Here is a 23,412-nt window from a genome sequence, read left to right as displayed (position 1 = left end):
GGGGGCGCCTTAGAGTTACGGGTCGGGGCGCAGGCACCTTGAGACACGGGGCCCGAGTGCGGACGCCCTGAAGTACGGGGCCGGAGTACGGACGCCCTGAAGTACGGGCCCAGAGCACGGGCACCCTGAGGTACGGGTCCGGAGCGCGGGCGCTTTGAGGCACAAGGCCGGAGTGCGGGCGTTCTGAAGTACGGGCCTGGGGCACGGGCACCCCAAAGCACTCCCTCGGCGCGGGCACCTTGCAGCACAGGCCCGCAGCACAGCCCCGCAGTACAGGCACCCTGAAGCACTGCCCCAGCACAGGCGCCTCGAAGCGCAGCCCCAGAGCCCGCCCCCGCAGCGCGGACAGTCCGGGACGCGGGCCCCCAAACCACCCCCCTCCCGCCTCCCCGCGCACGCAGCGCCCCGCACCCCCCGGGCGCACCGCCCCCCAACCCCCGACCGCCGAGCGGAATCTGGCGCTCCGTCAGTACACGCACACCCCTTGATGTGACGTGCCCATGTCGTCACCCTGTTACCTGGCGCACCCCGTACGGAAACCTGGCGCCGCCACGATGACCGGGCCGCCGCCCGGCGCCCCACGGGGACGGCCGCCAAGGTCCCCCCACGTCAAGGGAGTTCACATGACCGTCCGCAATGTCTACGCGCGTCGACTCGCCGTGCTCGCCACCTCGGCCGCCCTCACCGTCACCGGCCTCCTCGCCACCGCGCCCGCCGCCCAGGCCGCCATGCCCACCCCGGTCAGCGCCGCGACCGCGCGCACCTACCTGGCCGCCCTCACGGTGAAGGCGGAAGGTTCCACCTCGGGGTACAGCCGGGACCTCTTCCCGCACTGGATCACCCAGTCCGGCGCCTGCAACACGCGCGAGACCGTGCTCAAGCGGGACGGCAAGAACGTCGTCACGAACTCCAGCTGTGCGGCCACCAGCGGCAGCTGGTACTCCGAGTACGACGGCGCCACCTGGACCGCCGCCTCGGACGTCGACATCGACCACATGGTCCCGCTCGCCGAGGCCTGGCGCTCCGGCGCCAACTCCTGGACCACCGCCCAGCGCCAGTCCTTCGCCAACGACCTGACCCGGCCGCAGCTCATAGCCGTCACGGACAACGTCAACCAGGCCAAGGGCGACCTCGACCCGGCGAAGTGGATGCCCTCGCGGACGGCCTACCGCTGCACGTACGTCAGGGCCTGGGTGCACGTGAAGTACCACTGGAACCTCAGCGTCGACTCCGCCGAGAAGAGCGCCCTGCAGTCCGCCCTCAACGGCTGCTGACGCCACCACCCTTGAAGAGACGTCACACCAGGATTGCCGGGAAGTGAACATGTCCGCACACTTCCCGGTGGTCCGATGTTGAACTTGCAAGTACTAGTGAGGTAACCCTAACCTACGGTCTCATCGGTTCCGTCCCCCACCTCGTTCGCCGACGGACGAGGCCAGACCGAAGGAGTCCACCCCATGAGCACCACCAGCAATCCCGGCAACCCAGCCAAGACCGGAGAGACGGCCGCCCCGAGCACCGGCACCGGCACCGGCACCGGCACCGAGGGGACGGCCGGCCTCGTGGCCCGCCTGAACCAGGCCCAGCCGTACGCGCTCGGTCTCTTCCGGATAGTCGTCGGCCTGCTCTTCGCCTGCCACGGCGCCGCCTCGCTCTTCGGCGTCCTCGGCGGGGCCCACGGCGGCGGCACGGTCGAGGCGGGCACCTGGCCCAGCTGGTACGCGGCGGTGATCCAGCTCGTCGCGGGCGGCCTGGTCCTGCTCGGCCTCGGCACCCGCAGTGCCGCCTTCCTCGCCTCGGGCTCGATGGCGTACGCGTACTTCAAGGTCCACCAGCCGGAGTCCCTCTTCCCGCTGCAGAACGGCGGCGAGTCCTCGGCCCTGTTCTGCTGGGTCTTCCTGCTGCTCGTCTTCACCGGCCCGGGCGCGCTGGCCCTGGACCGGCTCTTCGGAGCCGGGGCCCGGAACGGCGCGGCCGTGACGGCGCGGGAGAAGAAGACCGAGGAGCGCGAGGAGCAGGCCACGCCGGTCACGGCCTGAGCCCCCGGCCCGGAAGGCGTCCCCGGGACACGGTCCCGGGAGACGGGTCCGGAAGGCGCCCCCGGGAGACGAGTCCGGGAACCGCATCCGGGAGACGTACAGGACCGGGAGGCTCCACAAGTCTCGGTGTCCTACCGGAAAGGACCGGTTTCCACAGCACGGATTCCGGCCTTTCCCGCGCGCGGCGCGCGTCCGGTGCCGACCCCCGTACCGGACGATTCCCTTCAGGTTCCCGCACGTTCCCGCACGTCCGAACACCGGCGCCGGACAGCCCCTCCGGGCGCCGGGGCCGGGCCGGGCACCCACCCGGCGGCGGGACCCCGATCCCGCGTAGGCTCTGGCCCTGTGAATCTGCTCGACAGCCTGGGCTCGCTGCGGTCGCTCACCGCCGGTCCATGGATCTACCCGGTGGTGGCGACGTCGATCCTGCTCGACGTCTTCCTGCCCGTGCTGCCGAGCGGCTTCCTGGTGATCACCGCGGCCACGGCGGCGACCGCCGCGACGGCCACCGCGGCCTCCCCGGACGTGCCGTCGCTCCTCCCCCTGCTGCTCTGCGCGGCCACGGCCTCGGTGCTCGGGGACTTCCTCGCGTACCGCCTGGCGCGCCGGGGCGGGGCCAGGCTGGACCGGGCGATAGCGCGCTCACGGCGCCTCACGGTGGCGCAGGAACGTCTCGGCACCGCGCTCGCCCGGGGCGGCGGGCTGCTCGTGGTCCTCGCGCGCTTCGCACCGGCGGGCCGCTCGGTGGTCTCGCTGGGCGCGGGCGCGGCGAAGCGGCGGAGCAAGGAGTTCCTGCCGTGGTCGGCGCTCGCGGGCGTCGTCTGGGCGTCGTACAGCGTGGGGCTCGGCTGGCTGGGCGGTCAGTGGCTGGGCGCGACCTGGTTCAGCGCGGGGGTGTCGACCCTGGCGCTCTTCCTGGCGGGCGGCCTCGCCGCGTACCTCATACGGCGTCCGGCCGCGGCTCCGGCGCCCGCTTCCTGACCACGGGCGCGCTCGCGGGCGCGGCGTGCGGGTGCGTCCCGCGCGGGTGCGCCCCGCGCACCTCCAGGCCGTCGAGGAGTCTCGCGGTGGCCCCGGCGATCTCGTCCACGGCCCGCTCGAAGACCTCGCGGTTGTGGGCGGCGGGGGCGCGGAAGCCCGAGATCTTGCGGACGTACTGGAGGGCGGCGGCGCGGATGTCGTCCTCGGTCGCCTCCTCGGGGAGCACGGGCGGGCGGAGCGTCTTGATGCTGCGGCACATGCCTCCAGTGTGGCGCGCGCCACTGACAATCGCGCCGGCCCCGTGGAGCGCCGCTTACGCCCCGACGCCGCCGAGCCCGCGTCTGCTCCGTGCGTTGATCTCGGCCGTACGGGCCCGCAGCTCGTGCAGGGGCGTGGCGAGCTGGACGTCGACGGGCTCGGCGTCCCATTCGGTGCCGCCGTGGACGGCGCGGATGCGGAAGCGCCCGGAGACGCTGTCCACATAGAACCCGACCCGCCCGGTGGCGGTGTCACGGACGAGGTCACCGACCTCGGGCAGTGGCTGCACGCGTCCCCTCCGTCCCGGAACCTGAAGCATGGGGACACTCAGGGAAGCGCGGCGACCCGGCCCTGTCAACGTATCTCTAGAGATGTCCCCCGATGGATGGATCGACCGGTCGGGACGGCGTACACGTGTGCTTCCGCGTCGAGGGGTGCGCCGTAGGGTGTCCCGCAGATGAAGGGAGTGGTCCACCCGTGACTGACCAGGACAGCGCTCGACGGCCCAAGTACCAGCGGATCGCGGACGAGTTGAGGGCCGCGATCCGTTCGGGCGCCTTCGCGCCGGGTGACCGGCTCCCCGGCGAGAACGACCTCATGACGACCTACGAGGTGGCCCGGATGACGGCCCGGCAGGCCCTCTCGGTCCTGCGGTCCGAGGGGCTCGCGGAGGCGCGCAAGGGCGCCGGGGTCTTCGTCCGCGTCTTCCGTCCGCTGCGCCGCCGGGGCATCCCGCGCCTGGCGGGCGACCACTGGGGCGCCGGCCGCTCGGTCTGGTCGGCGGACGTGGAGGACCGGGACCTGGTGGTCGACCGGATCGAGGTGGGCGAGGCGGAGGCCGGTGCCCGGGTCGCGGAGGCGCTGAACCTGCCGCCGGGCGCGCCCGTCTGCGTCCGGAGCCGCCGGTTCGTCCTGGACGACCGGCCGGTGCTGCTCTCCGTCTCGTACCTCTCCGCCGAACTGGTGCGCGGGACGCCGATCGCCGAACGGGACACGGGCCCGGGCGGCACGTACGCGCGCCTGGCGGAGCTGGGCCGGCGGCCGGTGCGCTTCCGGGAGGAGATCCGCTGCCGGATGCCGACGGCGGACGAGTCGGAGCGGCTGGCCCTGGAGTTCGGGACGCCGGTGGTCCTCATCGACCGCACGGCCTTCACGGAGGCGGGGGTGGCGGTGGAGCTGAACGAGATGACGCTGGACTCTTCGTCGTACGTCCTGGAGTACGACTTCGGCGCCTAGGGCCTGCCCGGCGGATCACGGCCGGGTGGGCCGCGGCGTCCGGCACGGGGCGGGACCGGCGGGCGGCGAGCGTCACGCGCCCGGCCGCGCGGGCGCCTCGATCCAGGCGTCCCGGTCCGCGCCGGGGACGAACCGCAGCCCGGGGTCGGCGTGGGCGGTCTCCCCGGGGTACTCGGCGGCGGCGAGGGCGAGGGCCTCGGCCGGTTCCGTACCGGGCCCCACGTGGGTGAGGACGAGACGGCCGGCCCGGGCCGCGGCGGCGCTCCGCCCGGCCTGCGCGGCCGCGTGGTGGCCGGGCCCCTCGCCATCGGCCTCGCAGAGGAACAGGTCGCAGTCGCGGGCGAGTTCGACGAGGGCGGGGCAGGGCTCGCAGTCCCCGGAGTAGACGAGCGAGCGCCCCCGCCCGTCCTCGACGCGCAGGGCGAAGGCGGGCGGGCCGCCGTGCTCGACGGCCCGGGAGCGGAGGGTGAGCCCGCCGATCCGGGTGACGTGCCCGTCGTACAGCTCCTCGACGGCGAAGGCCTTCTCGACGGGGCTGCGGACGGGCCCGTTGGTGAGGAAGCCGGCGAGGCGGTCGGCGGTGCCGGGCGGGCCGAGGAGCGGGAGGGGCAGGGGGAGGTCGAGCCCGGCGTACAGCAACGCGTAGTACGCGGTGAGGAGATCGGCGCTGTGGTCGGCGTGCAGGTGGGAGAGCCACACGGCGTCGAGGTCGCCGAGCCGGACGTACCGCTGGAGCTCCGCGAGGGTGCCGGTCCCGGCGTCGACCCACACCCGCGCGCCGCCGCCCTCGACGAGGAAGCCGGAGCAGGCGTTGCCCGGTCGGGGGTAGGGGGTGGCGGATCCGAGGACGGTGCACCGCAGGACGTCGCTGGCCATGCGGCGACCCTAGAACAGCCGTACCCCTCCTGCCTCCGCTTTCCCGCAAGTTGTGCGGATGGGGTGAAGGAGGTGCGTATCCTGTGTGCGCGCCGGGCCCCCATCGTCGGGGACCCGGCAGAAATCGAGGGACATCCATGCTTCGTGCACGCACGCTCGCGGCCGTGACCGCGGCCGCCGCCTCCGGCGTCCTCCTGCTGCCCGCGCAGGCCCAGGCCGCCGGCTCGGTCCACCTGTACAAGATCTGGTACGACAGCCCCGGCACGGACAACCGGTCCACCGCCAGCCTCAACGGCGAGTACGTGCAGATACGCAACACGACCGGCGCGGCGGTCAACCTGCGGGGCTGGACGCTCACGGACGCGGCCAACCACAAGTACACCTTCGGGAACTTCACCCTGGGCAAGGGCAAGATCGTGACGGTCCGCACGGGCCGCGGCACGAACACCGCCGCGAACGTGTACCAGAACCGCGGGGCGTACGTCTGGAACAACGACCGGGACACGGCGACGCTGCGCAAGTCGACCGGCGCGAGCGTCGACACCTGCTCGTACAACTCGACGCGGGTGGACTACAAGTGGTGCTGAGGCGCCACCGCGCCTGAGGGGCGGGGGCTCCGGAGACCGCCGGGGCCCGCGCCGCGAGCCCTCTCTATCTACTCGCCGCCCTCCCCGCTCCGGGCGCCCTCCCCGCTCCGGGAGCTCTCCACCTTCACGCTCTCGGCCCGAACGCTCTCGGCCCTGACGCTCTCCACGAGCACGCTCTCGGTGCGGGCGGCGGGAACCCCGGCCTGCACGTCGGAGTTGACCTGTCCGCCGAGCGTCATGACGTTCAGGGTGGCGGCGTTCTCGTTGGCGATGGCCTTCTCGACCCGGGCGACGAGGACGGAGAACGCCTCCCGCTTCGACAGGCCGCGATAGGGCCCCACCTTCGTCTCGAAGTAGACGCGCTCGTGCCCGAGGAGTTGCTCGGTCGAGCGGTAGTTCTTCCACTGCTCGCGGTACCGGTAGACGCTCTCCAGCGACACCGCGGCGACGACGACCACGCTCAGGACCGTGGCCGTGACCCGGGCGAAGCTCAGGTCCAGGTTCACGAACACCGGCACGAACGCCCCGCCGACGACGGACACGGTCCGCATCCGCAGGTGCATCGCCTTCATCCGGGTCGCCTTGGCGTCGTACCAGCCCTGGTACTGCTCGATCCGCGTCTCGATGTACCGCTGCGGCGTCATCTCGCCGCCCTGCGCGCCCTGTTCGGGCGCGTCCCCCACCTCAGCCATGCGGGGAGTAGACCCGCGCCCCGACGCCTCCGTCAACTCTTCACCCGTTCCCCCGGGCTCTCTCACCACGGCCGGCGAGCGGGAGACGGGCACGGTCAAGACGACGGTCGTGGCGTCGGCGGGCGACAAGAAGGCGGAAGTGATCAAAGCCTGACACCATGAACGTCCCCTCCCTCGCACAAAAGGCCCCGGACCGATCACGGTCCGGGGCTTTCTCATGCCGATCGGACCCGATCTTTAAAATGGACAGCCCACAAGAAAGGACATGACCTCGTATGCGCCCCCAGCGATTCAGCGACTTCGTCGTCGACATCGTGAAGAACAGCCCGACCGCCGACGGCGTGCGGACCCTCGCCGAGTCCGGCGACACCAAGCACCCCTTCGGCGTGGTCGTGACGGTGGGCACGACCGAGACCCGGTGGCAGTTCACCGGCCAGCTGCCCGAGGGCGCCAAACACGAGGGCTTCCTCGACGAACCGGTCACGGGCGCCCCGGTCCCCGCCGGTGAGCCGCCTCAGAAGACGGACTCCCCCGAGGCCTGGCTCGCCGCCGCCCTCGCCCAGGCCGCCTCCCCGGAGATCTCCTCCGTCGAACGCTGGTCCACCCAACCGGAAGCGGCCTCCCAACAGGGCCTGACCCTCACCTTCCACAACGGCGCCCGCGTCTTCGCCAGGGCCTTCTGACCTTCCCGGGCCGAACGACTACAGTCAGGGTCCGCTCTCCACCCCCGAACCCTGGAAGCACCATGTCGACCGGACAGCACCGCCCCGCCGTTCGCCCCGCGACCGGGAAGGACCTCGCCGACCTCCAGGCACTCGCGCGCCGCACGATCGACACCTGCTACCGCGGGTTCCTGGGCGACGAGGCGGTTGACCGGTTCATCGGCAGCGGCGCCTCGGACGCGCACGTGAAGACGCACCTGGAACAGGGCGAAGTGCACTGCCTCACCCAGAACAACCGGATCGTCGGCTTCTCCGTCCTCGACGGGCCCACGGTCGACCTGATGATGATCGACCCGGACCACCACCGCCGGGGACTGGGCCGCCTCCTGCTGCGGCACGCGGAGGAGACGCTCCTCGCCCGCTACCCGACCGTCCGGCTGGAGACCTTCCCGGAGAACACGAGGGCCGTGGCGTTCTACGAGGCCTGCGGCTGGACCTCCGGGGCCCGCTTGGAGGGCGAGGGCCCCACCAAGGCCGAGTACACCAAGAGCCGCACGACCGACTGAGGCCCCCGGACCGGAATGGACCGCCGTACGGTGCCGGAGCGCTCGACTCCGATGGTGCCCGGCTGGGCACGGAGGCGGACTGCTGCGAGATGGCTCCGGGGCTCACGGGGGAGGAGTTCGGCCGCATCGAGACGACCGACACGTTCGAGTCCTCCCCGGACCACCGGGCTTTCCTGTCGGTCGCCGCACATCCCGAGGAAGGCACGGCCGTCACGCACTGGGGGACGGTCCACCACCTCCAGACCCACCCCGGTTTTCGCTGCCGTGGTGTCGGCTCCGCTCTCATGCGGGAGCTGCGGACGGTAGCGCGTGACGAGCTGGGGCTCGAACAGCTGCGTCTCGCGGCCCGGGGAGAGGAAGGACTGGAGGACTTCTACGGCCGCCTGGGCTGGAGGGAGGTCGGCCGCTGGCCCAGCGCCCTGCGCTTCGCGCCCGACGACACCCGGGACGAGGTCCTGATGCTCCTCGCCCCTCTCTGAGCTTCGGCCGCAGATCGGACAGTTCGGCATCAACGGCTCGATCCGGCTCCCCATCGCGTCAGCGAGGGCCACTCGACGCTGCCCAAGCATCACGACCGAGGAGGAACGGAGACGACCTGCCAAGCGACCATGCCCGTGGCTCCGGCCTCCGCGGTGATGTCGACGGGCAGTCGCTCCGGGGCGCTCTCCACGCGCCGGGTCGCGGGCACCCCGTCGCACGACACGGGCCGCGGATCCCTGTCGTCGATCACGACCCGCACGCTCCCTGTCCCCACGCAGACCACGGAGAACTTGTAGGTTTTCCCCTTCATGAGCGGGGAGCGGTGGTGCACGCCTTCCCGTACCCGCTCCAGTCCGGATTCCACGAATTCCGGATCGTCCGGCGAGACCGTGTCAAGGGCAGCTTTGGCGCGCTTTCCCTGGTCTTCCTCGTTCTCCCCGTGGGATCCCCGCGTTCCCGTCGGTTTCCCCCGCCGCCGATGCCGACGGAGCGCTCGACGACTCGGTGCCGCCGGTACATCCGGCCGCCAGAAGGGATACGAGAGCGAGGGCCGCGGCCATAGCCGCAGTCGGCGGCCTGCGCGAGGCGGGCGACTGCGCGGTCTCGTTCTCGGGGGCGCCGGTCCCCCATGCCATAAAACGCATACTTCCCCCAGGTCGGAACTGATTGCCAAGCCGCCCGTCAGGTCGGTGAGGCGGCCTCGCACAAAGACCGTAGCCTTGTTCTCGGACGGCAGGGGAAACCAGGCATTCTTCTGAGCAAGAATTGAGAATGTCGGATTCCGGCCATCACGACGCCGGCAGCCCTACCCGGGGGGCGACCAGGAGACCGACCGCGACGCCGGTTCGTGACCGCTTCAGTCGCTTCGGTCTTCGTCTCGGTCTTCGTCTCGGTCTTCGTCCGTAGGCGTTCCGGGCGAGCAGCCGAGGCCGGTCCAGGTCGCGTAGAGCGTCGCGAGCCCGACCACGAGGGTGGCCACGGCGTCGGGCTGCACGCCTGCGCACACCAGGACCAGGCCGGTCGCGAACATCGAAGTCAGGGCGAACAAGTCGATCCGCCGTGGACGCGAACGCATCGCAGAGTACCTTTCTGTACGACCGTAGAGGCGCGGTGCGTTCACACTGCAGCGCGTCCAGGGCGTTGCAGAAGGCGCAACAGTGCTGCCAGAGCATTGGCAACAGGGGACCAGGGGCACGAAATTGGGCGAGTTACTTCCACTCTCAGAAAATCTCTCTCCGGAGTCCCTCAACCTGTGCACCGCGCTGAGGGACATATTCCAGAGCCTGGGGATATCGGTCCGCCGGTACGCAGCACGGCGCAGCCGGGACGCCGGGGCCGTCTCCCGCTACCTCAACGGGAACCGGACCCCACCGTGGGAGTTCGTGATGGATCTGTGCGCCGACGTCGCGGAACTCACGGGAAACGCCCCCACCCCGGAAGCACTGGGCGTCCTGAAGAACCTTCACCGCGACGCGCTGAAGTCCAGCAACGCCCCGACACACGCCATACAAATCCTGCAAGACCAACTGGCCGAGGCGGATCGGGATTCCCGTGCGGCCCAGATGGAACGCCAGGTCATCGTCGACGCCCTCCAGGAACGCCAACGCCGCGTCGCCGACCTTCAACTGCGCCTCGCCGAGTCGGAGATGCTCAGGAGCCGACAGATCCTCGAACTCTCGGCGGAAATCGAGCTGCACCAACCGAGGCTCACCGAGATCGAGGCGGAGCGCGAACGGCTGCACGCCACCATCCGGCACCTCGAAGAGCAACTCGACGACGCCAGGGGCCGGCACCTCGCGGCAGAACAGCGATGCGAGCTGCTCGAACGGCAGCTCGCCGCCATCGACGTACGCGCGGCGGACGGAGACTGGAGCGTCGACAAAACCTCGAAGATCCTGCTGGTGGACAGCCGACCGGAGAACATCCTCGTCCTGGAGGCGATCCTCTCGCCCATCGGCCAAGAGCTTCTGCCCGCCCGCTCCGGCGAAGAGGCCCTGAGGATCCTGCGCTCCACCAGCGGCGTCTCCCTCGTGATCCTCTCGGTCGAGATGACCGGCATGGACGGGTTCGAAATAGCCGCCCACGCCAAGAGGAGCAAGCAGACCCGCGACATCCCCATCATCTTCATCACCGCGATCAAGCACAGCCCCCACGACAACTTCCGCGGGTACGCCGCAGGAGCGGTCGACTACATCTCGAAGCCTTTCGACCCCTGGGTCCTGCGCGCCAAGGTGACTGTTTTCGTAAACCTGTACATGAAGGCCCGAAACCTCCGTGAATTCCCCGAACATCCCCGCAAGGAGACCCTCGGGACATAGAAGACAGTCCATGACCACCATCGCAGATGGCCCACAGAGGACACGTGGGAGCGTGCCCTACGGACGGCCCAGGCGGACGCCGACGCCGAGGGGCGGATCGGCTGAAGTGTGGCGAACGTGGATTCGACGGTGTGCCGCGCCCATCAGCGTGCTGCCGGAGCTCGTCACCGCGTTCCCCGGGCGTTGGGGCGTCGGCGCCGCCCGAACGAGCATCGCCTCGATGAGGCGCTCACCCGGTCACGGGGTGGCCTCACGACGGAAGTTCGTCCGGCAAGTAACGGGAGTTGCCGCCCATTGCCCGTTCAGATCGCTCCCGGACGATGGCGTGATGCACCGCAGTGTGGTTGCCTCAGTCGTCGGCGGCGACGACGAGTGTGATCCGTCCAGCCGAGCGGTCGACGAGCACGAACTCATGAAAGTAGTCGTGCACGCGTCCCCAGTCATGAATCGCCTCATTACCGAGCTCACCGAGATAATGGATTCCATCGGCCGCGGCCACGCGGGCGAACACCTCCCGCTGCAGATCTGCCTCCAGCTCGGTGGACACGCCCCAGAGCGAACCCACCCACTCCCGCAGGATCTGCACAGCCTCCTCCTGACTGATGGACTGATACAGGTCAGAAGTTATCGACTGCAGCCAATACGGACCGTGCCGAGATCCATCCGGCAGCACTCCGCCACCTGCGTAGTCGTCCCGGAACTGATCATGCCCAATCAGTGCGGCAAGCAGTTTTCCATCGTCCGCCGACTCCGCACAAAAGCGCAGCTGCTTGATGTCAACCCACCGAAACCCATGCTTCTTCAGATCCCGGACGTAGCGCCGAAAGTTGATGAAGGTGCTTTTCTCGTGAGTGAGCCCGTTATCCATGACGCCAGCCTAGAAGGCAAGGTCCCCTGCCGAATCACCGGACAGGCCCTAGGCACCCCGCCCGGCCACCACTGCCGGATCCCGGTCCGGCCCCGTGTGATCAGTGACGCCGGCCGTCCCCCGTGGACGACGAAGGCCCCGGACCATGAGCGGTCCGGGGCCTTCGTACCGGTGGGCGCGGACGGTTTCGAACCGCCGACATCTGCTTTGTAAGAGCAGCGCTCTACCCCTGAGCTACGCACCCGTGGAAGAGGCAACAGCCTACATGGCCCGTGGGTGGGTGCCGCAAACCGATGCGGCCGAGGGGGCGGGGGATAGCCCCACCCCCGGGACGGTGGGTCGCCGGATCGTGATCGGGGGTGTGCGGGGCGTAGCTTCGGGGGGTCGTCGGGTTTCTTCTGGGGGTTGGTCGTGGGTCGTCGGGGTCGGGTGCTGGTCGCTTCCTGTGGGGTTCTCGTGGGGCTGCTCGGGGTCGGGGGGTGCGGGACCGCCGATGCCGAGGGGGCGCCCGTGGAGAAGAGGAGCTTCGCCCTGGAGGGGGGCTCGCTCACCGTCGACTCCGACAACTCGCGGCTGGTGATCACGCCCGCCGACGTCGACGAGGTGCGGGTCGAGCGGCAGGTCGACGGGTGGGTGTTCATGGGGTCCGGGCCCGAGGCCGACTGGAAGCTGGTCGACGGGCGGCTGACGCTGCGGGTCGAGTGCGACGCGGTCGCCTCGAACTGCGCGGCCGTGCACCGGATCCAGGTGCCCCGGAAGGTCGCCGTCACCGTCGAGAGCGACAACGGGGACGTGACGGCCGAGGGGCTCGCCACGCCCCTGAAGGTGCGGACCGACAACGGCGACGTGCGGGTGCGGAAGGCCGGCGCGGCGCTCGACCTCGGCAGCGACAACGGGGACGTCACCGTCGACGCCGGCACCACGTCGACCGACCTGACCGTACGGACCGACAACGGGGACGTCCGGCTCGCCCTCGGAGCCGTACCCCGGAAGGTCGACGTCGCCACCGACAACGGGGGCGTCACCGTGGAGGTGCCGAAGGCCGAGTACGCCGTCGTCGGGAGCAGCGGGAACGGGGACGTGCGCCTCGACGTGCCCCGGAACGACGGGAGCGGGAACGGGGTGCGCGTGCGCAGCGAGAACGGCGACGTCACCGTCCGTACGGCGAACTGACCGGCCCGTGTGTTCGTCCTTACCTGGTGGGAGAATGGACCCGGACCGGGCACGGCGGACACAGCACGGGAGAGGTACGTGGCGGCGAGCGATACGAGGAGCGCGTCGGCGCCCAGGATTCCTTCCGCGTTCCGGCTGGCGCTCCTGCTGCCGCTGGTGGCGGGGGCGGTCCTTCCGGGGGCCTTCGCCGGGGGCGGCACCCGCCGCTGGTTCGGGGGCCGGGGCGAGGGCCAGCGGGCCGAGGCGCAGGCCGCGAAGGACGCCGCCGCGGCCGCGTTCTACGAGCTCGACACCGCCCAGCGCGGGCTGCGCATCTCGATAGAGACCATCACCGCCGTCGACGGCTCCCCCGAGGCGCGCGACGCCGTCGAGGGCTTCGAGGCCCTCGGGCGCCGCATCGACCAGGTCAGCCACGTGTACATCACCGCCGTCGACGCCCACGACCTCGACCGCGACGAGCTGGACGCCGCCACCGCCTCCCGGGCCCGCGCCGAACTCACCGGCGCCAAGGAGCAGCTGGACCGGGTCAAGGGCGAGCTCGACCGCTTCGAGGCGGGGCTCGCCCCGCTCCTCGGGCGCGCCGAGACCCAGCTCGCCCGGCTCGCGCCCGCCGTCGAGCGCGCCCGGCAGGCCCTGCGCGGCGCGAGCGGCGCCCTCGACGCCGTACGGGAGGGCGGGCTGCGTGCCGACGACCTCGCGCTGCGCCTCGCCCGGCTCGGGCCCGAGCTGACCCGGCTCAACGAGGGCGCGGGCCGGCACGGCGTCCCCGAGACCCTCCAGCGGGCCGACCGGGTGCTGCGCGACGCCGAGGCCGTACGGGCCGAGGCCGAGCGGCTGCCCGAGCGGGCCGCCGAGATCGACCGGCGGCTCGTCTCCCTCCGTACCCGCACCGAGGCGCTGACCACGCGTGCCGAAGGCGTCGAGCCCGTCCTGTCCGAGCTGCGGCGGCGGTTCTCCCTCGACTGCTGGCAGGACCTCCAGCAGGTGCCCGAGCAGGCCGCGACGAGCCTCCGGCAGGCCGGGGAGCGGCTCGCCGAGGCCGGGGCGGCGCGGGCCGAGCAGCGCTGGCCCGACGCGACCTCGCTGCTCTCCACCGTCCGCGCCCTCCTCGACTCGACCGACGAGGCCGTCTCGGCCGCCGGTGACCGGCTGCGCCGTCTGGAGGCCGTCGCGAAGGACCCGAACGCCGAGGTCGACCGCGCCCGGTTCGCCGTACGGGACGCCCAGCGGCTCGCCATGGACGGGCGGACCACCCCCGATCCCCGGCACGCCGCGCCCCTCGACCAGGCGGTCGCGCGCATCGACCGGGCCGTCGCCTCGCTGGAGGGCCGCCACCCCGACTACTGGCACTTCCTGACCGAGCTGGAGGACGTCCGCGCCGCCGCCGCCCGGGTCGTCGGGCAGATCCGGGAGGAGCGGGGAGGCGGCGCCGGTCACTGACCGGTAGGGCCGCCCGATTCGGCGGGGCAGCCTCTAACCTGTCCCCATGCCTCGTTACGAATACCGCTGCCGCACCTGTGGTGACACCTTCGAGCTCAGCCGCCCCATGGCCGAGTCCTCCGCTCCGGCCGCCTGTCCCGCCGGACACGACGACACCGTCAAGCTGCTCTCGGCCGTGGCCGTCGGCGGAAGCGGCACCGCCGCCCCCGCGCCGAGCGGCGGGGGCGGCGGTGGCGGTTGCTGCGGCGGGGGCTGCTGCGGCTGATCCTCCCGGAGGAGGGTTCAGCCCGCTGCCGCCGCCCTGAAGCGGCGCAGGATCTCCTCCCCCGCCGCGACCCCGCGCTCCGCGAGGACGTCGAGGTGGGGGGCGGTCCAGTCGCTGTCGGCCAGTTCGCCGTGGCCCGGGCGCCAGGCCCGGTCCGCGGCGAGCAGCAGGTCGGCGTCGAGCAGGGAGTCCCCGGCGGCCAGGGTGAGCGCGGCGCCGGTGCGGCGGGCGAGCTCGCGGACGGCCGCGCTCTTGGTGAGCGGCTTCGGCACCGCGTACACCTTGCGGCCCTGGAGGGAGACGGTCCAGCCGCGCTCCCCCGCCCAGTGGCCGAAGAGCTCCAGCCAGCCCTCGGGGAGCAGGTCCCGCTCGATGACCAGGTAGGTGAAGAGGTCCTCGGCGACCCGGTGCTTGCGCACCCAGGACTGGTCCGTGGTGGCGGAGAGGTACGCGCGGACCTCGGCGAGCGGCGCGCACTCGCCGGCCAGCCGGTCGAGGACGGAGGCGTGCCAGTCCCGGTCGGAGACGCCGTCGACGAGGATGTGCCCGCCGTTGGCGCAGATCGCGTACTTCGGCGCGGTGCCGGGGAGCTGGATGCGCTGGTACTGCTTGCGCGTCCGCGTCGTGGTGGGGACGAAGACGGTCTCGTCGGCCAGTCGCGCCAGGAGGGCCGCCGCGTCCTCGGTCATGTAGGAGAGCGGCTTCGACTCGTGGACCTCGACGCAGAGCAGCCGGGGCGCGAGGGCGTCCGGCATTCCGAGGGCGAGGGCGGCGGACGAGTAGATCAGGGTGCGGTCGAGGTCGCTCGCGACCAGGACCGGCGCCGGGGTCCGGACCGGGGCCGGGTCCTGGGCCCGGACCTGGGGGGACGCGGGGACCGGAGCCGGGTTCGTGCCCGTCGTCGTACTCACCGGGACGCCACCGCCTTGCCGTCGGCGCCCGTCGCGCCCCTGGTGTACTTGGGGTGGATCAGGCCCACGCAGCTGTACGGGAGGTCGTCGACCTCCTCGACCGGGACGCCGCGCTGTTCGGCGAGCAGGCGCACGTGCGCGAGGTCCGCGTCGGCGCCGCGCTTGGCGAGGATCTTCCAGGGGACGCGGCGGAGCAGGACGCGGGTGGTCTCGCCGACGCCCGGCTTGACCAGGTTGACGTCGTGGATGCCGTACTCCTCGCTGATCCGCTCCACGGCCGCCCAGCCCTCCCAGGTGGGGGCGCGGTCGGCGGTCAGGAGTTCCTTGACGTCCGTGTCGACGGTCGCGGCGACCTCGTCGAAGCGGGCGGCGACGGCGTCCAGGAAGGCGCCGGAGACGTCGGAGCCGGCCAGCTCGCGGTAGAACTTGGCGCCGTGGAAGTCGTCCGGTCCGACCAGGTCGGGGCGGAGCACGGTGCGGGAGATCAGGCCGGAGACCGTGGAGTTGAGGCAGGCGGAGGGGATGAGGAAGTCCTCGCGGGTGCCGTAGGTGCGGACGCAGGAGCCGGGGTCCGCGAGGACCGCGATGTCCGGGTCGAACCCGTCGAAGTCCTTGAGGGCCTCGGCGAGTTCGCGGGTGATGGCGCCCTTGCCGGTCCAGCCGTCGACGAAGACGACGTCGGCGGGGTCGTGGTGGGCGGCGAGCCAGCGCAGCGCGTTGGCGTCGATGCCCCGGCCGCGCACGATCGAGACGGCGTAGTGCGGGAGGTCGAGGCCGTGGCGGGCCCGCGCCCAGCGGCGCATGAGGACGCCGACGGGGGTGCCCGCGCGGGCGAGCGAGACGAGCACGGGGGTGCCGGGGCGCTCGGCGAGGACGGTCTCGGTGACGGTGCCGACCGCGCGGGCGATCCGGGCGGCGGAGCTCTCCAGGGCGGCGTGGAAGAGCTCCTGGTAGCGCTCGCTGGGCTGGTACTCGACGGGCAGCGACTCCGCGTAGTGGGCGCCGCCGCTCTGGATGGCCTCCTCGCGCTCCTCGGTGGGGGCTTCGAGTTCGACGTCCGAGAGGTCCTGGAGCAGCCAGCCGACCTCTTCGGGTGCGTAGGAGGAGAAGGCGGGGCCGCGGAGGGGCTCGGGCAGCATGGAGCTCCTTTCGGGAGCTTCGGTGAGGGTGTCGTCGGCGGTGTCTTCGTTGGCTCCGCCGTTCTCGACGGTGCGCGCGGTCCCGGCGGTTCCCGGCACGTACGAGGGGATCACCGCGAGCACCACGTGCGGCACGTGTTCCGCGAGCCGGGCCAGGAGGCCGTCCGGGGCGTGCAGGGCCGGGGTGTCGGCGGTGGAGTCGACGACGAGGACGACGGCGTCGAAGCCGCCGCCCGCCACGTTGTAGGCGTAGCGCTCGCCGGGGCCGTCGGCCGGGTCGTCGTGGGCGGGGAAGACGAGCCGGGTGCGGATCGCGTAGCCGGGGTCGTCGACGGCGAGGACGGGCGAGCGGGTGGTGGTGGAGTACCGGACGTCGTGTCCGGCCTCCTCCAGGGCGGTGCCGAGGCGCAGCGGCGCGTACATCAGCTCTTCGAAACCGAGGACGAGGACGCGGGGGGCTCCGGTGCCGGTATCGGTGCCGGTGTCGGTGCCGGTTCGCGGGGCCCGGGAGGTCTCCAGCGCCTCCGTCACCCCGGTCGCCAGGGACGGCAGGGCCTTCTCCAGGCGGTCGCGGTGCGCCGGTGCGAAGCCGTGGCGGCCGCCGTCGGGGAGGTCGCGGGGCCAGTCGAGGGCGGCCCGTACGACGTCGGGCGCCGGGGGCGCGGCCTTCGGTTCCGGTGCTGCCGTCTCGTACTCCGCCACCAGCGCCCGGCCCTTCTCCAGGACCCCGTCCGGGAGGCGCACGGTGCCGGCGGCGCGGGCGATCAGGTCTATGCGGGCGCCTGTCTTCTCCGCGAAGGCGTCCAGGCGGCCGAGGTCGGCGGGCGAGCGCATGTCGACGAGGGCGACGACGACGTACCGCTCGCGCGGGTAGCGCTCGTGGAGGTCCCCGATCGTGTTGAGGACGGTGTTGCCGGTGGAGAACTCGTCGTCGACCAGGACCAGGGGCCCGTCGTTCGCCAGCAGCCCGGGGTCCTCGGGGAGCAGCAGGTGGGAGGTGGCGTGGGAGTGGGACTCCTCGAAGCCGCCCGCGCGGGCGACGCCGGGCACCGGGCGGCGGGTGGAGTGGAGGTACGGGGCGAGGGCGAGGCCGTCGGCGACGGCGTGGCCCAGGGCGGTGGCGGTCTCCGCGTAGCCGAGGACGACGGCGCGGGCGGCCTCCTCGTCGCCGAGGAGCGCCCGCACCCGCCGGCCGAGGTCGAGGCCGGCGCCGTACACCACCGAGGGCCGCTGGGGCACGTGCTTGCCGAGCACGCCGGAGACGAGCAGGTGCGCGCGCTTGGGGTTGCGGCGCAGTGCGAGGCCCAACAGGTCGGGCAGCTCCTCGTCGCCGATCAGTTCGACGCCCAGTCGCTCCGCGACCCACGTTCCGGTCCACACCACGTCGTCGACGTCCCTTCGTCAGCCGGTCAGTCCGGCGGTGAGCAGCTCCACGAAGCCGACGTCCTCCTTGGCGACGCCGAAGACCTCGGCGCGCAGCAGGATGCGTTCGGCCCACGCGCGGTGCGGCTTCACTTCGTTCATCTTGTTCGTGTACGCGGAGCGGAGCACCCCGCCGCCGCCCCGTTCGGGCCGCAGGATGTCCTGGGCGTCGCTCCACTCCTCGTGGCTGACCACGGAGAGCGCGTGCACCGGCACCACGTGGGTGGGGTGGATGCAGGTCTTGCCGAGCAGGCCGTTGGTCCGGTCGAGTTCGATCTCGCGCAGCAGGCCGTCGAGGTCGTGCTCGATGAGGGCGGTGCGCAGGTCCTCGGCGCTGCCCTCCAGGAAGGGGCTGCGGCGCAGCTGGGGCTTGAACATGCGCTCGCCGGGCCGGAAGTACTCCCAGACGGGTCCGGTGATGGTGAAGCCGGTGCCGTCGGCGCGGCCGAGGACGTTGACGACGTCGGAGATGACGTGGGCGACGACCTTGACGTCGTACGCGGTCATCTCGGGCGAGCGGCGGAGTCCGTAGGCGGAGCAGAAGTCGGTGACGCCGAGGCGCAGGGCGAGGACGTGGTCGCGGTACTCGCCGGTGAGCGCGGCGATGCCGGCGAGGGTCTCGACCCGGGTCTCCAGGTGGAGGAGCTCGGGGGACTCCAGGACGGGCATGGCGAAGAGGCGCCGGCCGCTCGTCCGCTCGGCCTCGACGAGCGCTTCGAGGAAGGCGCGGCCGCGGTCCCCGGTGAATTTGGGCAGTACGAATCCGGACAGCAGACGAATCGTTTCACCGAGGCGGCTCGCGAGGTCGGTGATCTGGCCGGGTTCCCGCACTCGGATAAAGAGCAGGGGCACGTCCGTACCGCCGGCGGCGAGGTCCGCGAACTCCCGGACGAGGTTGTCCTCGCCGGCCTCGACGTCGGCGTCGCCGATGGAGTCCTCCAGGCAGAGCACCATGGAGACCACGCCGCGGGCGGCCTGCTTGCGCACGGCGTCGGCGAGCCGCGGCCGGGTGGCGGGGCTGTAGAGCGTGGCGCCCAGGGCCGTGGCGAGCGTGTGCGCGGGCGAGTCGGCCGTGAACTCGGCCGGCTCCCGGTGGAACAGCCCGGCCCGCTTCGCGGACGGGATGTGCCCGAAATGACGCATATGAGTATCCCGTCTGCCTCTCTGTGTCCCGGCGACACGTGGCCGGTAATAGTACGTAGACGCGAGTGTCCTCGGTTCCCCCAGCGTATGAAATTCAGGTAACCCGTCCACGTCCGTCGGTCTCGTCCCGGTCTCGGTACCGCCCCCGCGTTGTCCGCGGGTCGGGCGGGAGGGCAGGATTGCGGTCATGACGCACGCGATGCTGAAGGGCTCCAACGTCCCTCTCGACACCGCGGCCGTACGGGCCGTGCTCCGCTGGACCCCGGGCCCCGGGGTCCCCGACGTGGACGCCTCGGCCCTGCTGCTCGGGCCCTCCGGGCGCGTGCGGTCCGACGAGGACTTCGTCTTCTACAACCAGCCGCGCCACCCCTCGGGGCTCGTGCGGCGGCTGCCGAAGAAGCGGGACGCCGGGGGCCTGACGGACACCGTCGAGGCCGACCTCGGCGGTCTCGACGCCTCGGTCGACCGGGTGGTGGTCGCGGCCTCCTCCGACGGCGGCACCTTCCGCTCCGTCTCCGACCTGCGGATCCTGCTGTACGACGCCACCGGGCCGGAGCGCGAGCCGCTGGCCCTGTTCGAGGTGACGGCGGAGACCGGCGAGGAGACGGCGGTCATCTGCGGCGAGCTGTACCGGCGCGGGGACGGCTGGAAGTTCCGCGCGGTGGGGCAGGGCTATCCGACGGGCCTGGTCGGCCTCGCCACCGACTTCGGCATCTCGGTCGACGAGGACGCCCAGGAAGGCGCCCAGGAGGGCCGCGACGGCCTTCCCGGAGCCCCGGAGTCCGCGACGGCCCCGGAGGGCTCCCCGGCCCACGGCACGGCCTCGGCCGACCCCGACGCGACCGTGCTCCACCCTCCCGTGCCGCCGCAGCCCGCGGTGCCGCCCCGGCCGGACCGGGCGCCCGCCTACGGCTACCCCCAGCAGCCCGCGAACGGCCCGGCCCCCGCGTACGGCTATCCGCAGCCGGTGGGCGCCCCGGAGCAGAACCCGGCACCGGACTTCCGGATGCCTCCGATGGGTCCCCAGTTCGTCAGGTCCTGAGCGCACCGGCCGGGCCGCCGGCTACGTCTTGGTCTTGTAGCCGCGGCCCCACTGGAGCCCCCAGCCGTACAGCCGGTCCAGCTCCGCCTGGAAGCCGTACACGAACCGCACCTCGCGCCGGACCGTCAGGTCGCCCTTGACGTTCTCCAGGGAGAAGACCGCGCAGGAGCGGGCCTGCGGGGCGCGCTCGTCGAGTTCGATCTCGATCCGGGGGCCGTTGCTCGGGTAGAGCGTGACCTTGGCGTGGGTGCGGTCGAAGGCCGGCGTCTGGTCGTAGATGTAGACGAAGAACAGCAGCCGCTTGATCGCGTCGCGCTGGTCCAGATTGACGAAGATCGTCTCCCCGGAGGAGCCGCCGAAGCGGTCGTCCCCGCTCAGCTTCACGTACGGCGCCGCGTTCAGGTCGCCGAAGAAGTTGCCCAGCGGCTGCACCACGCCCTTGGAGCCGTCGGCGAGCTCGTAGAGGCAGCCGAGGTCGAGGTCGACGTTGACCATGCCCTGGGTGTGGGCCTGGACGACCTCCGGCTTGAAGAACTGGGCGGGGTTGCGCAGCAGCCGGCCGCTCTGGCGGGAGCGGCCCTCGATGTCGGAGGTCCGCATCCGCCAGGAGAGGTTCACCCGGAGGTTGCCGGTGGCGGCCCCCTGTTTGCTGAGCGAGACGGACGGGCGCCGTTTCGTCAGGTCGATCGCGTTCGACACGGCGTTGCCCGAGTCGAACTGGGCCGCCCTCCCCGCGAACAGGTTGTCCCAGAAGGCCATGCCGCCCCCACCCCCACCGCTCGTCTGCGTCCGCACATGCCCGCGGGGCGGCCGGGTGCTCCGGCCGCCCCGCAGTGAAGCGTTCCTCATTGTCGGGGGTGTCACACCCCCGACGTCACCTCTGTCTTGTCTCCGGAGGAGCCGCCCCCGGACGCCTCGAGCGCCTTGTTGCGGCGGACGGACGACCAGAAGGACAGGGCGATCAGGACGACGCCGATGGAACCGGTGATGAGCTCGCTGATCTCGTGCTGGATGGTGACGAGCAGGATGACGGCGAGCGCGCCGATCGCGTAGTGCGCGCCGTGCTCCAGGTAGACGTAGTCGTCCAGGGTGCCCTCGCGGACCAGGTAGACCGTGAGCGAACGGACGTACATGGCGCCGATGCCGAGGCCGAGCGCCATCCAGAAGATGTGGTTGGTGATGGCGAAGGCGCCGATGACGCCGTCGAAGGAGAACGAGGCGTCGAGGACTTCCAGGTACAGGAACAGGAAGAACGCGGCCTTTCCGGCGAGGCCGACCGCCGAGACGGGCTTGCCCGCGGCCTTGGCCTTCTCCTCCTCCTCGTGCTCGCGCTCCTCCTCTTCCTCCAGCTTGTTCTCGAAGAAGCCGGAGAGGCCGCCGACGATGAGGTAGGTGATCAGGCCGGCGACGCCGGAGAGCAGCACGGTCGTGGACTTGTCCACGTGGCCGACGCTGGTGTGCGCGTGCGTCGCGAAGGTCATCGCGGTGACGAGCAGGACGATCAGCGCGACGCAGACCGACAGCATGTCGACCTTGCCGAGCTTGGCCAGCGGGCGCTCCAGCCAGGCGAGCCACTTGTGGTCGCGGTCCTCGAAGATGAAGTCGAGGAAGATCATCAGCAGGAACATGCCGCCGAAGGCGGCGATCGCCGGGTGGGCGTCCGTGACGAGGGCCTCGTACCGCTCGGGCTCGTCCAGGGCGAGCTGGACGGCCTCGATCGGGCCGACCTTGGCGCTGATGGCGACGATCGCGACGGGGAAGACCAGCCGCATACCGAAGACCGCGATCAGGATGCCGATGGTGAGGAAGATCTTCTGCCAGAAGGCGTTCATCTTCTTCAGGATTCCGGCGTTGACGACCGCGTTGTCGAAGGACAGCGAGATCTCGAGGATCGACAGGATCAGAACGACCCCGAACGCCTCCCACCCCCACTGCCAAGCGGCGAAGGCCAGGCCGAGCGCCGTGATGGCGAACGACCAGCCGAAGGTTTTCAGAACCACTGTCTACCCCATCGTGAAATTACATGGCTTTACGAAACGTTGACCCCGAAGTCTAGAGCGATGCCCCGCAGCCCGGACGCGTACCCCTGACCGACCGCCCTGAACTTCCATTCGCCGTTGTAGCGGTAGAGCTCGCCGAAGATCATCGCGGTTTCGGTGGAGGCGTCCTCGGAGAGGTCGTAGCGGGCGAGTTCCTGGCCGTCCGTCTGGTTGACGACCCGGATGAAGGCATTGCTGACCTGGCCGAAGCTCTGGCCGCGGTTGTCGGCGTCGTGGATCGAGACCGGGAAGACGATCTTGTCGCAGTGGGCCGGCACCTTGGTGAGGTCCACGACGAGGGACTCGTCGTCGCCGTCGCCCTCGCCGGTGAGGTTGTCACCGGTGTGCTCGACGGAGCCCTCGGGGCTGCGGAGCTGGTTGTAGAAGACGAAGTACTCGTCCCCGAGCACCCGGCCGGCCTGGCAGAGCAGGGCGCTGGCGTCGAGGTCGAAGGGGGCTCCGGTGGTGGAGCGCGCGTCCCAGCCGAGCCCGACGAGGACCTGGGTGAGGTTGGGTGCGGCCTTGGAGAGGGAGACGTTGCCTCCCTTGGCGAGCGTGACGCCCATGATTCTGTTCCTCCCCGGTGGGTGATGAGGCACGTCCGGCGCCGCACTTCCGAGTGCGGCGCCGGACGGTTCGTGCGGTTCGGCTCAGACGTTGACGCCGAAGTCCTGCGCGATGCCGCGCAGGCCCGAGGCGTAGCCCTGGCCGACGGCGCGGAACTTCCACTCCGCGCCGTGGCGGTACAGCTCGCCGAAGACCATGGCGGTCTCGGTCGAGGCGTCCTCGGAGAGGTCGTACCGGGCGATCTCGGCGCCTCCGGCCTGGTTCACGACACGGATGAACGCGTTGCGCACCTGGCCGAAGGACTGCTGGCGGTTCTCGGCGTCGTAGATCGAGACCGGGAAGACGATCTTGGCCACGTCGGCCGGCACGCCCGCCAGGTTGACCTTGACCTGCTCGTCGTCGCCCTCGCCCTCGCCGGTGAGGTTGTCACCGGTGTGCTCGACGGAGCCGTCGGCGCTCTTCAGGTTGTTGAAGAAGACGAAGTCCTGGTCGTTGCGGACCTTGCCCTCCTCGCTCACCAGGATGGCGCTGGCGTCGAGGTCGAAGTCCGTACCGGTGGTGGTGCGGACGTCCCAGCCCAGACCGACGGTCACGGCGGTGAGGCCAGGGGCCTCCTTGGTCAGCGAGACGTTGCCGCCCTTGCTGAGGCTGACTCCCACGAGTCCCTCCATAGGTTTCCAGGGGCAGCGCCCCCAGTCGTGCGTTGGC

27 protein-coding genes, 1 tRNA gene and 1 pseudogene are annotated in these 23,412 nt (G+C 71.4%); 14 read left to right on the top strand and 15 right to left on the bottom strand.

Annotated elements, in window-relative coordinates; genetic code table 11:
- Positions 1-623: 623 nt before the first annotated feature.
- The 3 genes from ACIQVI_RS10150 (at position 624) to ACIQVI_RS10140 (ending at position 3,020) form a co-directional block, all read left to right on the top strand.
- Positions 624-1,274 (top strand): HNH endonuclease family protein, encoded by a 651-nt coding sequence (locus ACIQVI_RS10150; protein WP_351972643.1) that lies wholly within the window; start codon positions 624-626, stop codon positions 1,272-1,274.
- Positions 1,275-1,457: 183 nt separating this feature from the next.
- Entirely contained in the window at positions 1,458-2,039 is a 582-nt protein-coding gene (locus tag ACIQVI_RS10145) for a DoxX family protein (RefSeq protein ID WP_351972644.1), read from the top strand.
- 345 nt (positions 2,040-2,384) lie between these two features.
- Positions 2,385-3,020: a DedA family protein gene (locus tag ACIQVI_RS10140; protein WP_403593463.1), complete on the top strand. Its 636-nt coding sequence runs from the start codon at positions 2,385-2,387 to the stop codon at positions 3,018-3,020.
- Here ACIQVI_RS10140 and ACIQVI_RS10135 read toward each other — a convergent pair.
- Positions 2,980-3,279, bottom strand: a complete 300-nt coding sequence (locus ACIQVI_RS10135) for a DUF2277 domain-containing protein (RefSeq protein WP_351972645.1) — start codon at positions 3,277-3,279, stop codon at positions 2,980-2,982. The genes ACIQVI_RS10140 and ACIQVI_RS10135 overlap by 41 nt on opposite strands.
- Positions 3,280-3,333: 54 nt before the next feature.
- Entirely contained in the window at positions 3,334-3,567 is a 234-nt protein-coding gene (locus ACIQVI_RS10130) for a hypothetical protein (protein WP_351972646.1), read from the bottom strand.
- A 188-nt stretch (positions 3,568-3,755) separates the two neighbouring features.
- On the opposite strand from ACIQVI_RS10130, the gene ACIQVI_RS10125 reads away from it, so the two are divergent.
- Positions 3,756-4,514 (top strand): GntR family transcriptional regulator, encoded by a 759-nt coding sequence (locus tag ACIQVI_RS10125; RefSeq protein ID WP_403593460.1) that lies wholly within the window; start codon positions 3,756-3,758, stop codon positions 4,512-4,514.
- A gap of 72 nt (positions 4,515-4,586) precedes the next feature.
- Here ACIQVI_RS10125 and ACIQVI_RS10120 read toward each other — a convergent pair whose 3' ends face one another.
- Positions 4,587-5,390 carry an MBL fold metallo-hydrolase gene (locus ACIQVI_RS10120; protein ID WP_403593457.1) on the bottom strand — a complete coding sequence of 268 codons (804 nt, stop codon included), beginning with the start codon at positions 5,388-5,390 and terminating at the stop codon, positions 4,587-4,589.
- 137 nt (positions 5,391-5,527) lie between these two features.
- On the opposite strand from ACIQVI_RS10120, the gene ACIQVI_RS10115 reads away from it, so the two are divergent.
- The gene (locus ACIQVI_RS10115; protein WP_351972648.1) at positions 5,528-5,977 is read left to right on the top strand and encodes a lamin tail domain-containing protein; all 450 of its coding nucleotides are present in this window, start codon (positions 5,528-5,530) and stop codon (positions 5,975-5,977) included.
- Between the two features lie 68 nt (positions 5,978-6,045).
- Here the strand turns inward: ACIQVI_RS10115 and ACIQVI_RS10110 are convergent, their stop codons facing one another.
- A complete protein-coding gene (locus ACIQVI_RS10110; RefSeq protein ID WP_403593454.1) occupies positions 6,046-6,669 on the bottom strand; it encodes a DUF4231 domain-containing protein in 624 nt (207 codons plus the stop codon).
- A gap of 275 nt (positions 6,670-6,944) precedes the next feature.
- Between ACIQVI_RS10110 and ACIQVI_RS10105 the strand changes: the two genes are divergently transcribed.
- From ACIQVI_RS10105 to ACIQVI_RS10095, 3 genes are all read left to right on the top strand, one after another.
- Positions 6,945-7,352 carry a hypothetical protein gene (locus ACIQVI_RS10105; protein ID WP_403593452.1) on the top strand — a complete coding sequence of 136 codons (408 nt, stop codon included), beginning with the start codon at positions 6,945-6,947 and terminating at the stop codon, positions 7,350-7,352.
- A 62-nt stretch (positions 7,353-7,414) separates the two neighbouring features.
- Positions 7,415-7,897: a GNAT family N-acetyltransferase gene (locus ACIQVI_RS10100; protein ID WP_403593449.1), complete on the top strand. Its 483-nt coding sequence runs from the start codon at positions 7,415-7,417 to the stop codon at positions 7,895-7,897.
- 89 nt (positions 7,898-7,986) lie between these two features.
- Positions 7,987-8,376, top strand: coding sequence for a GNAT family N-acetyltransferase (locus ACIQVI_RS10095; RefSeq protein ID WP_403593446.1), 390 nt, complete (start codon positions 7,987-7,989; stop codon positions 8,374-8,376).
- Positions 8,377-8,465: 89 nt separating this feature from the next.
- Here the strand turns inward: ACIQVI_RS10095 and ACIQVI_RS10090 are convergent, their stop codons facing one another.
- Both ACIQVI_RS10090 and ACIQVI_RS10085 read right to left on the bottom strand, forming a co-directional pair.
- Positions 8,466-8,741, bottom strand: a complete 276-nt coding sequence (locus ACIQVI_RS10090) for a hypothetical protein (protein WP_403593443.1) — start codon at positions 8,739-8,741, stop codon at positions 8,466-8,468.
- Positions 8,742-9,233: 492 nt separating this feature from the next.
- Positions 9,234-9,452: a hypothetical protein gene (locus ACIQVI_RS10085; protein WP_403593440.1), complete on the bottom strand. Its 219-nt coding sequence runs from the start codon at positions 9,450-9,452 to the stop codon at positions 9,234-9,236.
- A 310-nt stretch (positions 9,453-9,762) separates the two neighbouring features.
- Here ACIQVI_RS10085 and ACIQVI_RS10080 point away from each other — a divergent pair, with 310 nt between their 5' ends.
- Entirely contained in the window at positions 9,763-10,695 is a 933-nt protein-coding gene (locus ACIQVI_RS10080; RefSeq protein ID WP_403593437.1) for a response regulator, read from the top strand.
- Positions 10,696-11,034, top strand: a pseudogene (locus ACIQVI_RS10075) (IS5/IS1182 family transposase); the annotation flags it as partial.
- Between the two features lie 10 nt (positions 11,035-11,044).
- Here the strand turns inward: ACIQVI_RS10075 and ACIQVI_RS10070 are convergent.
- Complete coding sequence (locus ACIQVI_RS10070) at positions 11,045-11,563, bottom strand: hypothetical protein (RefSeq protein ID WP_403593434.1); 519 nt, start codon at positions 11,561-11,563, stop codon at positions 11,045-11,047.
- Between the two features lie 172 nt (positions 11,564-11,735).
- Positions 11,736-11,807: transfer RNA gene (locus ACIQVI_RS10065), tRNA-Val, on the bottom strand.
- A 266-nt stretch (positions 11,808-12,073) separates the two neighbouring features.
- On the opposite strand from ACIQVI_RS10065, the gene ACIQVI_RS10060 reads away from it, so the two are divergent.
- The 3 genes from ACIQVI_RS10060 to ACIQVI_RS10050 all read left to right on the top strand — a co-directional run bounded on the left by ACIQVI_RS10060 (position 12,074) and on the right by ACIQVI_RS10050 (position 14,441).
- Positions 12,074-12,736 carry a DUF4097 family beta strand repeat-containing protein gene (locus ACIQVI_RS10060; protein ID WP_403593431.1) on the top strand — a complete coding sequence of 221 codons (663 nt, stop codon included), beginning with the start codon at positions 12,074-12,076 and terminating at the stop codon, positions 12,734-12,736.
- Positions 12,737-12,814: 78 nt separating this feature from the next.
- The gene (locus ACIQVI_RS10055; RefSeq protein WP_403593428.1) at positions 12,815-14,176 is read left to right on the top strand and encodes a hypothetical protein; all 1,362 of its coding nucleotides are present in this window, start codon (positions 12,815-12,817) and stop codon (positions 14,174-14,176) included.
- Between the two features lie 46 nt (positions 14,177-14,222).
- Entirely contained in the window at positions 14,223-14,441 is a 219-nt protein-coding gene (locus ACIQVI_RS10050) for a zinc ribbon domain-containing protein (RefSeq protein ID WP_403593424.1), read from the top strand.
- Between the two features lie 17 nt (positions 14,442-14,458).
- Here ACIQVI_RS10050 and ACIQVI_RS10045 read toward each other — a convergent pair whose 3' ends face one another.
- The 3 genes from ACIQVI_RS10045 to ACIQVI_RS10035 all read right to left on the bottom strand — a co-directional run bounded on the left by ACIQVI_RS10045 (position 14,459) and on the right by ACIQVI_RS10035 (position 19,056).
- On the bottom strand, positions 14,459-15,256 hold the full coding sequence (locus ACIQVI_RS10045; protein ID WP_403594511.1) for an HAD family hydrolase: 798 nt from the start codon (positions 15,254-15,256) through the stop codon (positions 14,459-14,461).
- 92 nt (positions 15,257-15,348) lie between these two features.
- Complete coding sequence (locus ACIQVI_RS10040) at positions 15,349-17,874, bottom strand: phosphoribosyltransferase (RefSeq protein WP_403593421.1); 2,526 nt, start codon at positions 17,872-17,874, stop codon at positions 15,349-15,351.
- 18 nt (positions 17,875-17,892) lie between these two features.
- On the bottom strand, positions 17,893-19,056 hold the full coding sequence (locus ACIQVI_RS10035; RefSeq protein ID WP_351973580.1) for an HpcH/HpaI aldolase/citrate lyase family protein: 1,164 nt from the start codon (positions 19,054-19,056) through the stop codon (positions 17,893-17,895).
- 187 nt (positions 19,057-19,243) lie between these two features.
- Here ACIQVI_RS10035 and ACIQVI_RS10030 point away from each other — a divergent pair, with 187 nt between their 5' ends.
- Positions 19,244-20,098 carry a TerD family protein gene (locus ACIQVI_RS10030; protein WP_403593418.1) on the top strand — a complete coding sequence of 285 codons (855 nt, stop codon included), beginning with the start codon at positions 19,244-19,246 and terminating at the stop codon, positions 20,096-20,098.
- 21 nt (positions 20,099-20,119) lie between these two features.
- On the opposite strand, the gene ACIQVI_RS10025 is transcribed toward ACIQVI_RS10030, so the two are convergent.
- The 4 genes from ACIQVI_RS10025 to ACIQVI_RS10010 all read right to left on the bottom strand — a co-directional run bounded on the left by ACIQVI_RS10025 (position 20,120) and on the right by ACIQVI_RS10010 (position 23,363).
- Entirely contained in the window at positions 20,120-20,857 is a 738-nt protein-coding gene (locus tag ACIQVI_RS10025; protein WP_351973578.1) for a Tellurium resistance, read from the bottom strand.
- Between the two features lie 101 nt (positions 20,858-20,958).
- Entirely contained in the window at positions 20,959-22,098 is a 1,140-nt protein-coding gene (locus tag ACIQVI_RS10020) for a DUF475 domain-containing protein (protein ID WP_351973577.1), read from the bottom strand.
- Between the two features lie 29 nt (positions 22,099-22,127).
- Complete coding sequence (locus tag ACIQVI_RS10015; RefSeq protein ID WP_030210759.1) at positions 22,128-22,703, bottom strand: TerD family protein; 576 nt, start codon at positions 22,701-22,703, stop codon at positions 22,128-22,130.
- 84 nt (positions 22,704-22,787) lie between these two features.
- Positions 22,788-23,363, bottom strand: a complete 576-nt coding sequence (locus tag ACIQVI_RS10010; protein WP_030210761.1) for a TerD family protein — start codon at positions 23,361-23,363, stop codon at positions 22,788-22,790.
- Positions 23,364-23,412 lie beyond the last annotated feature (49 nt).

This window comes from Streptomyces sp. NPDC098101, from assembly GCF_044760185.1.
Lineage (GTDB): Bacteria > Actinomycetota > Actinomycetes > Streptomycetales > Streptomycetaceae > Streptomyces.
This window is presented reverse-complemented; position numbering and strand designations above follow the sequence as displayed.

What these genes read in the sequence shown, in the direction of transcription:
- ACIQVI_RS10150 (WP_351972643.1), top strand. Translation starts at nt 624, where the DNA reads ATGACCGTCCGCAATGTCTACGCGCGTCGACTCGCCGTGCTCGCCACC.
- ACIQVI_RS10145 (WP_351972644.1), top strand. Translation starts at nt 1,458, where the DNA reads ATGAGCACCACCAGCAATCCCGGCAACCCAGCCAAGACCGGAGAGACG.
- ACIQVI_RS10135 (WP_351972645.1), bottom strand. Translation starts at nt 3,279, where the DNA reads ATGTGCCGCAGCATCAAGACGCTCCGCCCGCCCGTGCTCCCCGAGGAG.
- ACIQVI_RS10120 (WP_403593457.1), bottom strand. Translation starts at nt 5,390, where the DNA reads ATGGCCAGCGACGTCCTGCGGTGCACCGTCCTCGGATCCGCCACCCCC.
- ACIQVI_RS10115 (WP_351972648.1), top strand. Translation starts at nt 5,528, where the DNA reads ATGCTTCGTGCACGCACGCTCGCGGCCGTGACCGCGGCCGCCGCCTCC.
- ACIQVI_RS10110 (WP_403593454.1), bottom strand. Translation starts at nt 6,669, where the DNA reads ATGGCTGAGGTGGGGGACGCGCCCGAACAGGGCGCGCAGGGCGGCGAG.
- ACIQVI_RS10105 (WP_403593452.1), top strand. Translation starts at nt 6,945, where the DNA reads ATGCGCCCCCAGCGATTCAGCGACTTCGTCGTCGACATCGTGAAGAAC.
- ACIQVI_RS10100 (WP_403593449.1), top strand. Translation starts at nt 7,415, where the DNA reads ATGTCGACCGGACAGCACCGCCCCGCCGTTCGCCCCGCGACCGGGAAG.
- ACIQVI_RS10095 (WP_403593446.1), top strand. Translation starts at nt 7,987, where the DNA reads ATGGCTCCGGGGCTCACGGGGGAGGAGTTCGGCCGCATCGAGACGACC.
- ACIQVI_RS10085 (WP_403593440.1), bottom strand. Translation starts at nt 9,452, where the DNA reads ATGCGTTCGCGTCCACGGCGGATCGACTTGTTCGCCCTGACTTCGATG.
- ACIQVI_RS10080 (WP_403593437.1), top strand. Translation starts at nt 9,763, where the DNA reads ATGGATCTGTGCGCCGACGTCGCGGAACTCACGGGAAACGCCCCCACC.
- ACIQVI_RS10070 (WP_403593434.1), bottom strand. Translation starts at nt 11,563, where the DNA reads ATGGATAACGGGCTCACTCACGAGAAAAGCACCTTCATCAACTTTCGG.
- ACIQVI_RS10050 (WP_403593424.1), top strand. Translation starts at nt 14,223, where the DNA reads ATGCCTCGTTACGAATACCGCTGCCGCACCTGTGGTGACACCTTCGAG.
- ACIQVI_RS10035 (WP_351973580.1), bottom strand. Translation starts at nt 19,056, where the DNA reads ATGCGTCATTTCGGGCACATCCCGTCCGCGAAGCGGGCCGGGCTGTTC.
- ACIQVI_RS10030 (WP_403593418.1), top strand. Translation starts at nt 19,244, where the DNA reads ATGACGCACGCGATGCTGAAGGGCTCCAACGTCCCTCTCGACACCGCG.
- ACIQVI_RS10025 (WP_351973578.1), bottom strand. Translation starts at nt 20,857, where the DNA reads ATGGCCTTCTGGGACAACCTGTTCGCGGGGAGGGCGGCCCAGTTCGAC.
- ACIQVI_RS10015 (WP_030210759.1), bottom strand. Translation starts at nt 22,703, where the DNA reads ATGGGCGTCACGCTCGCCAAGGGAGGCAACGTCTCCCTCTCCAAGGCC.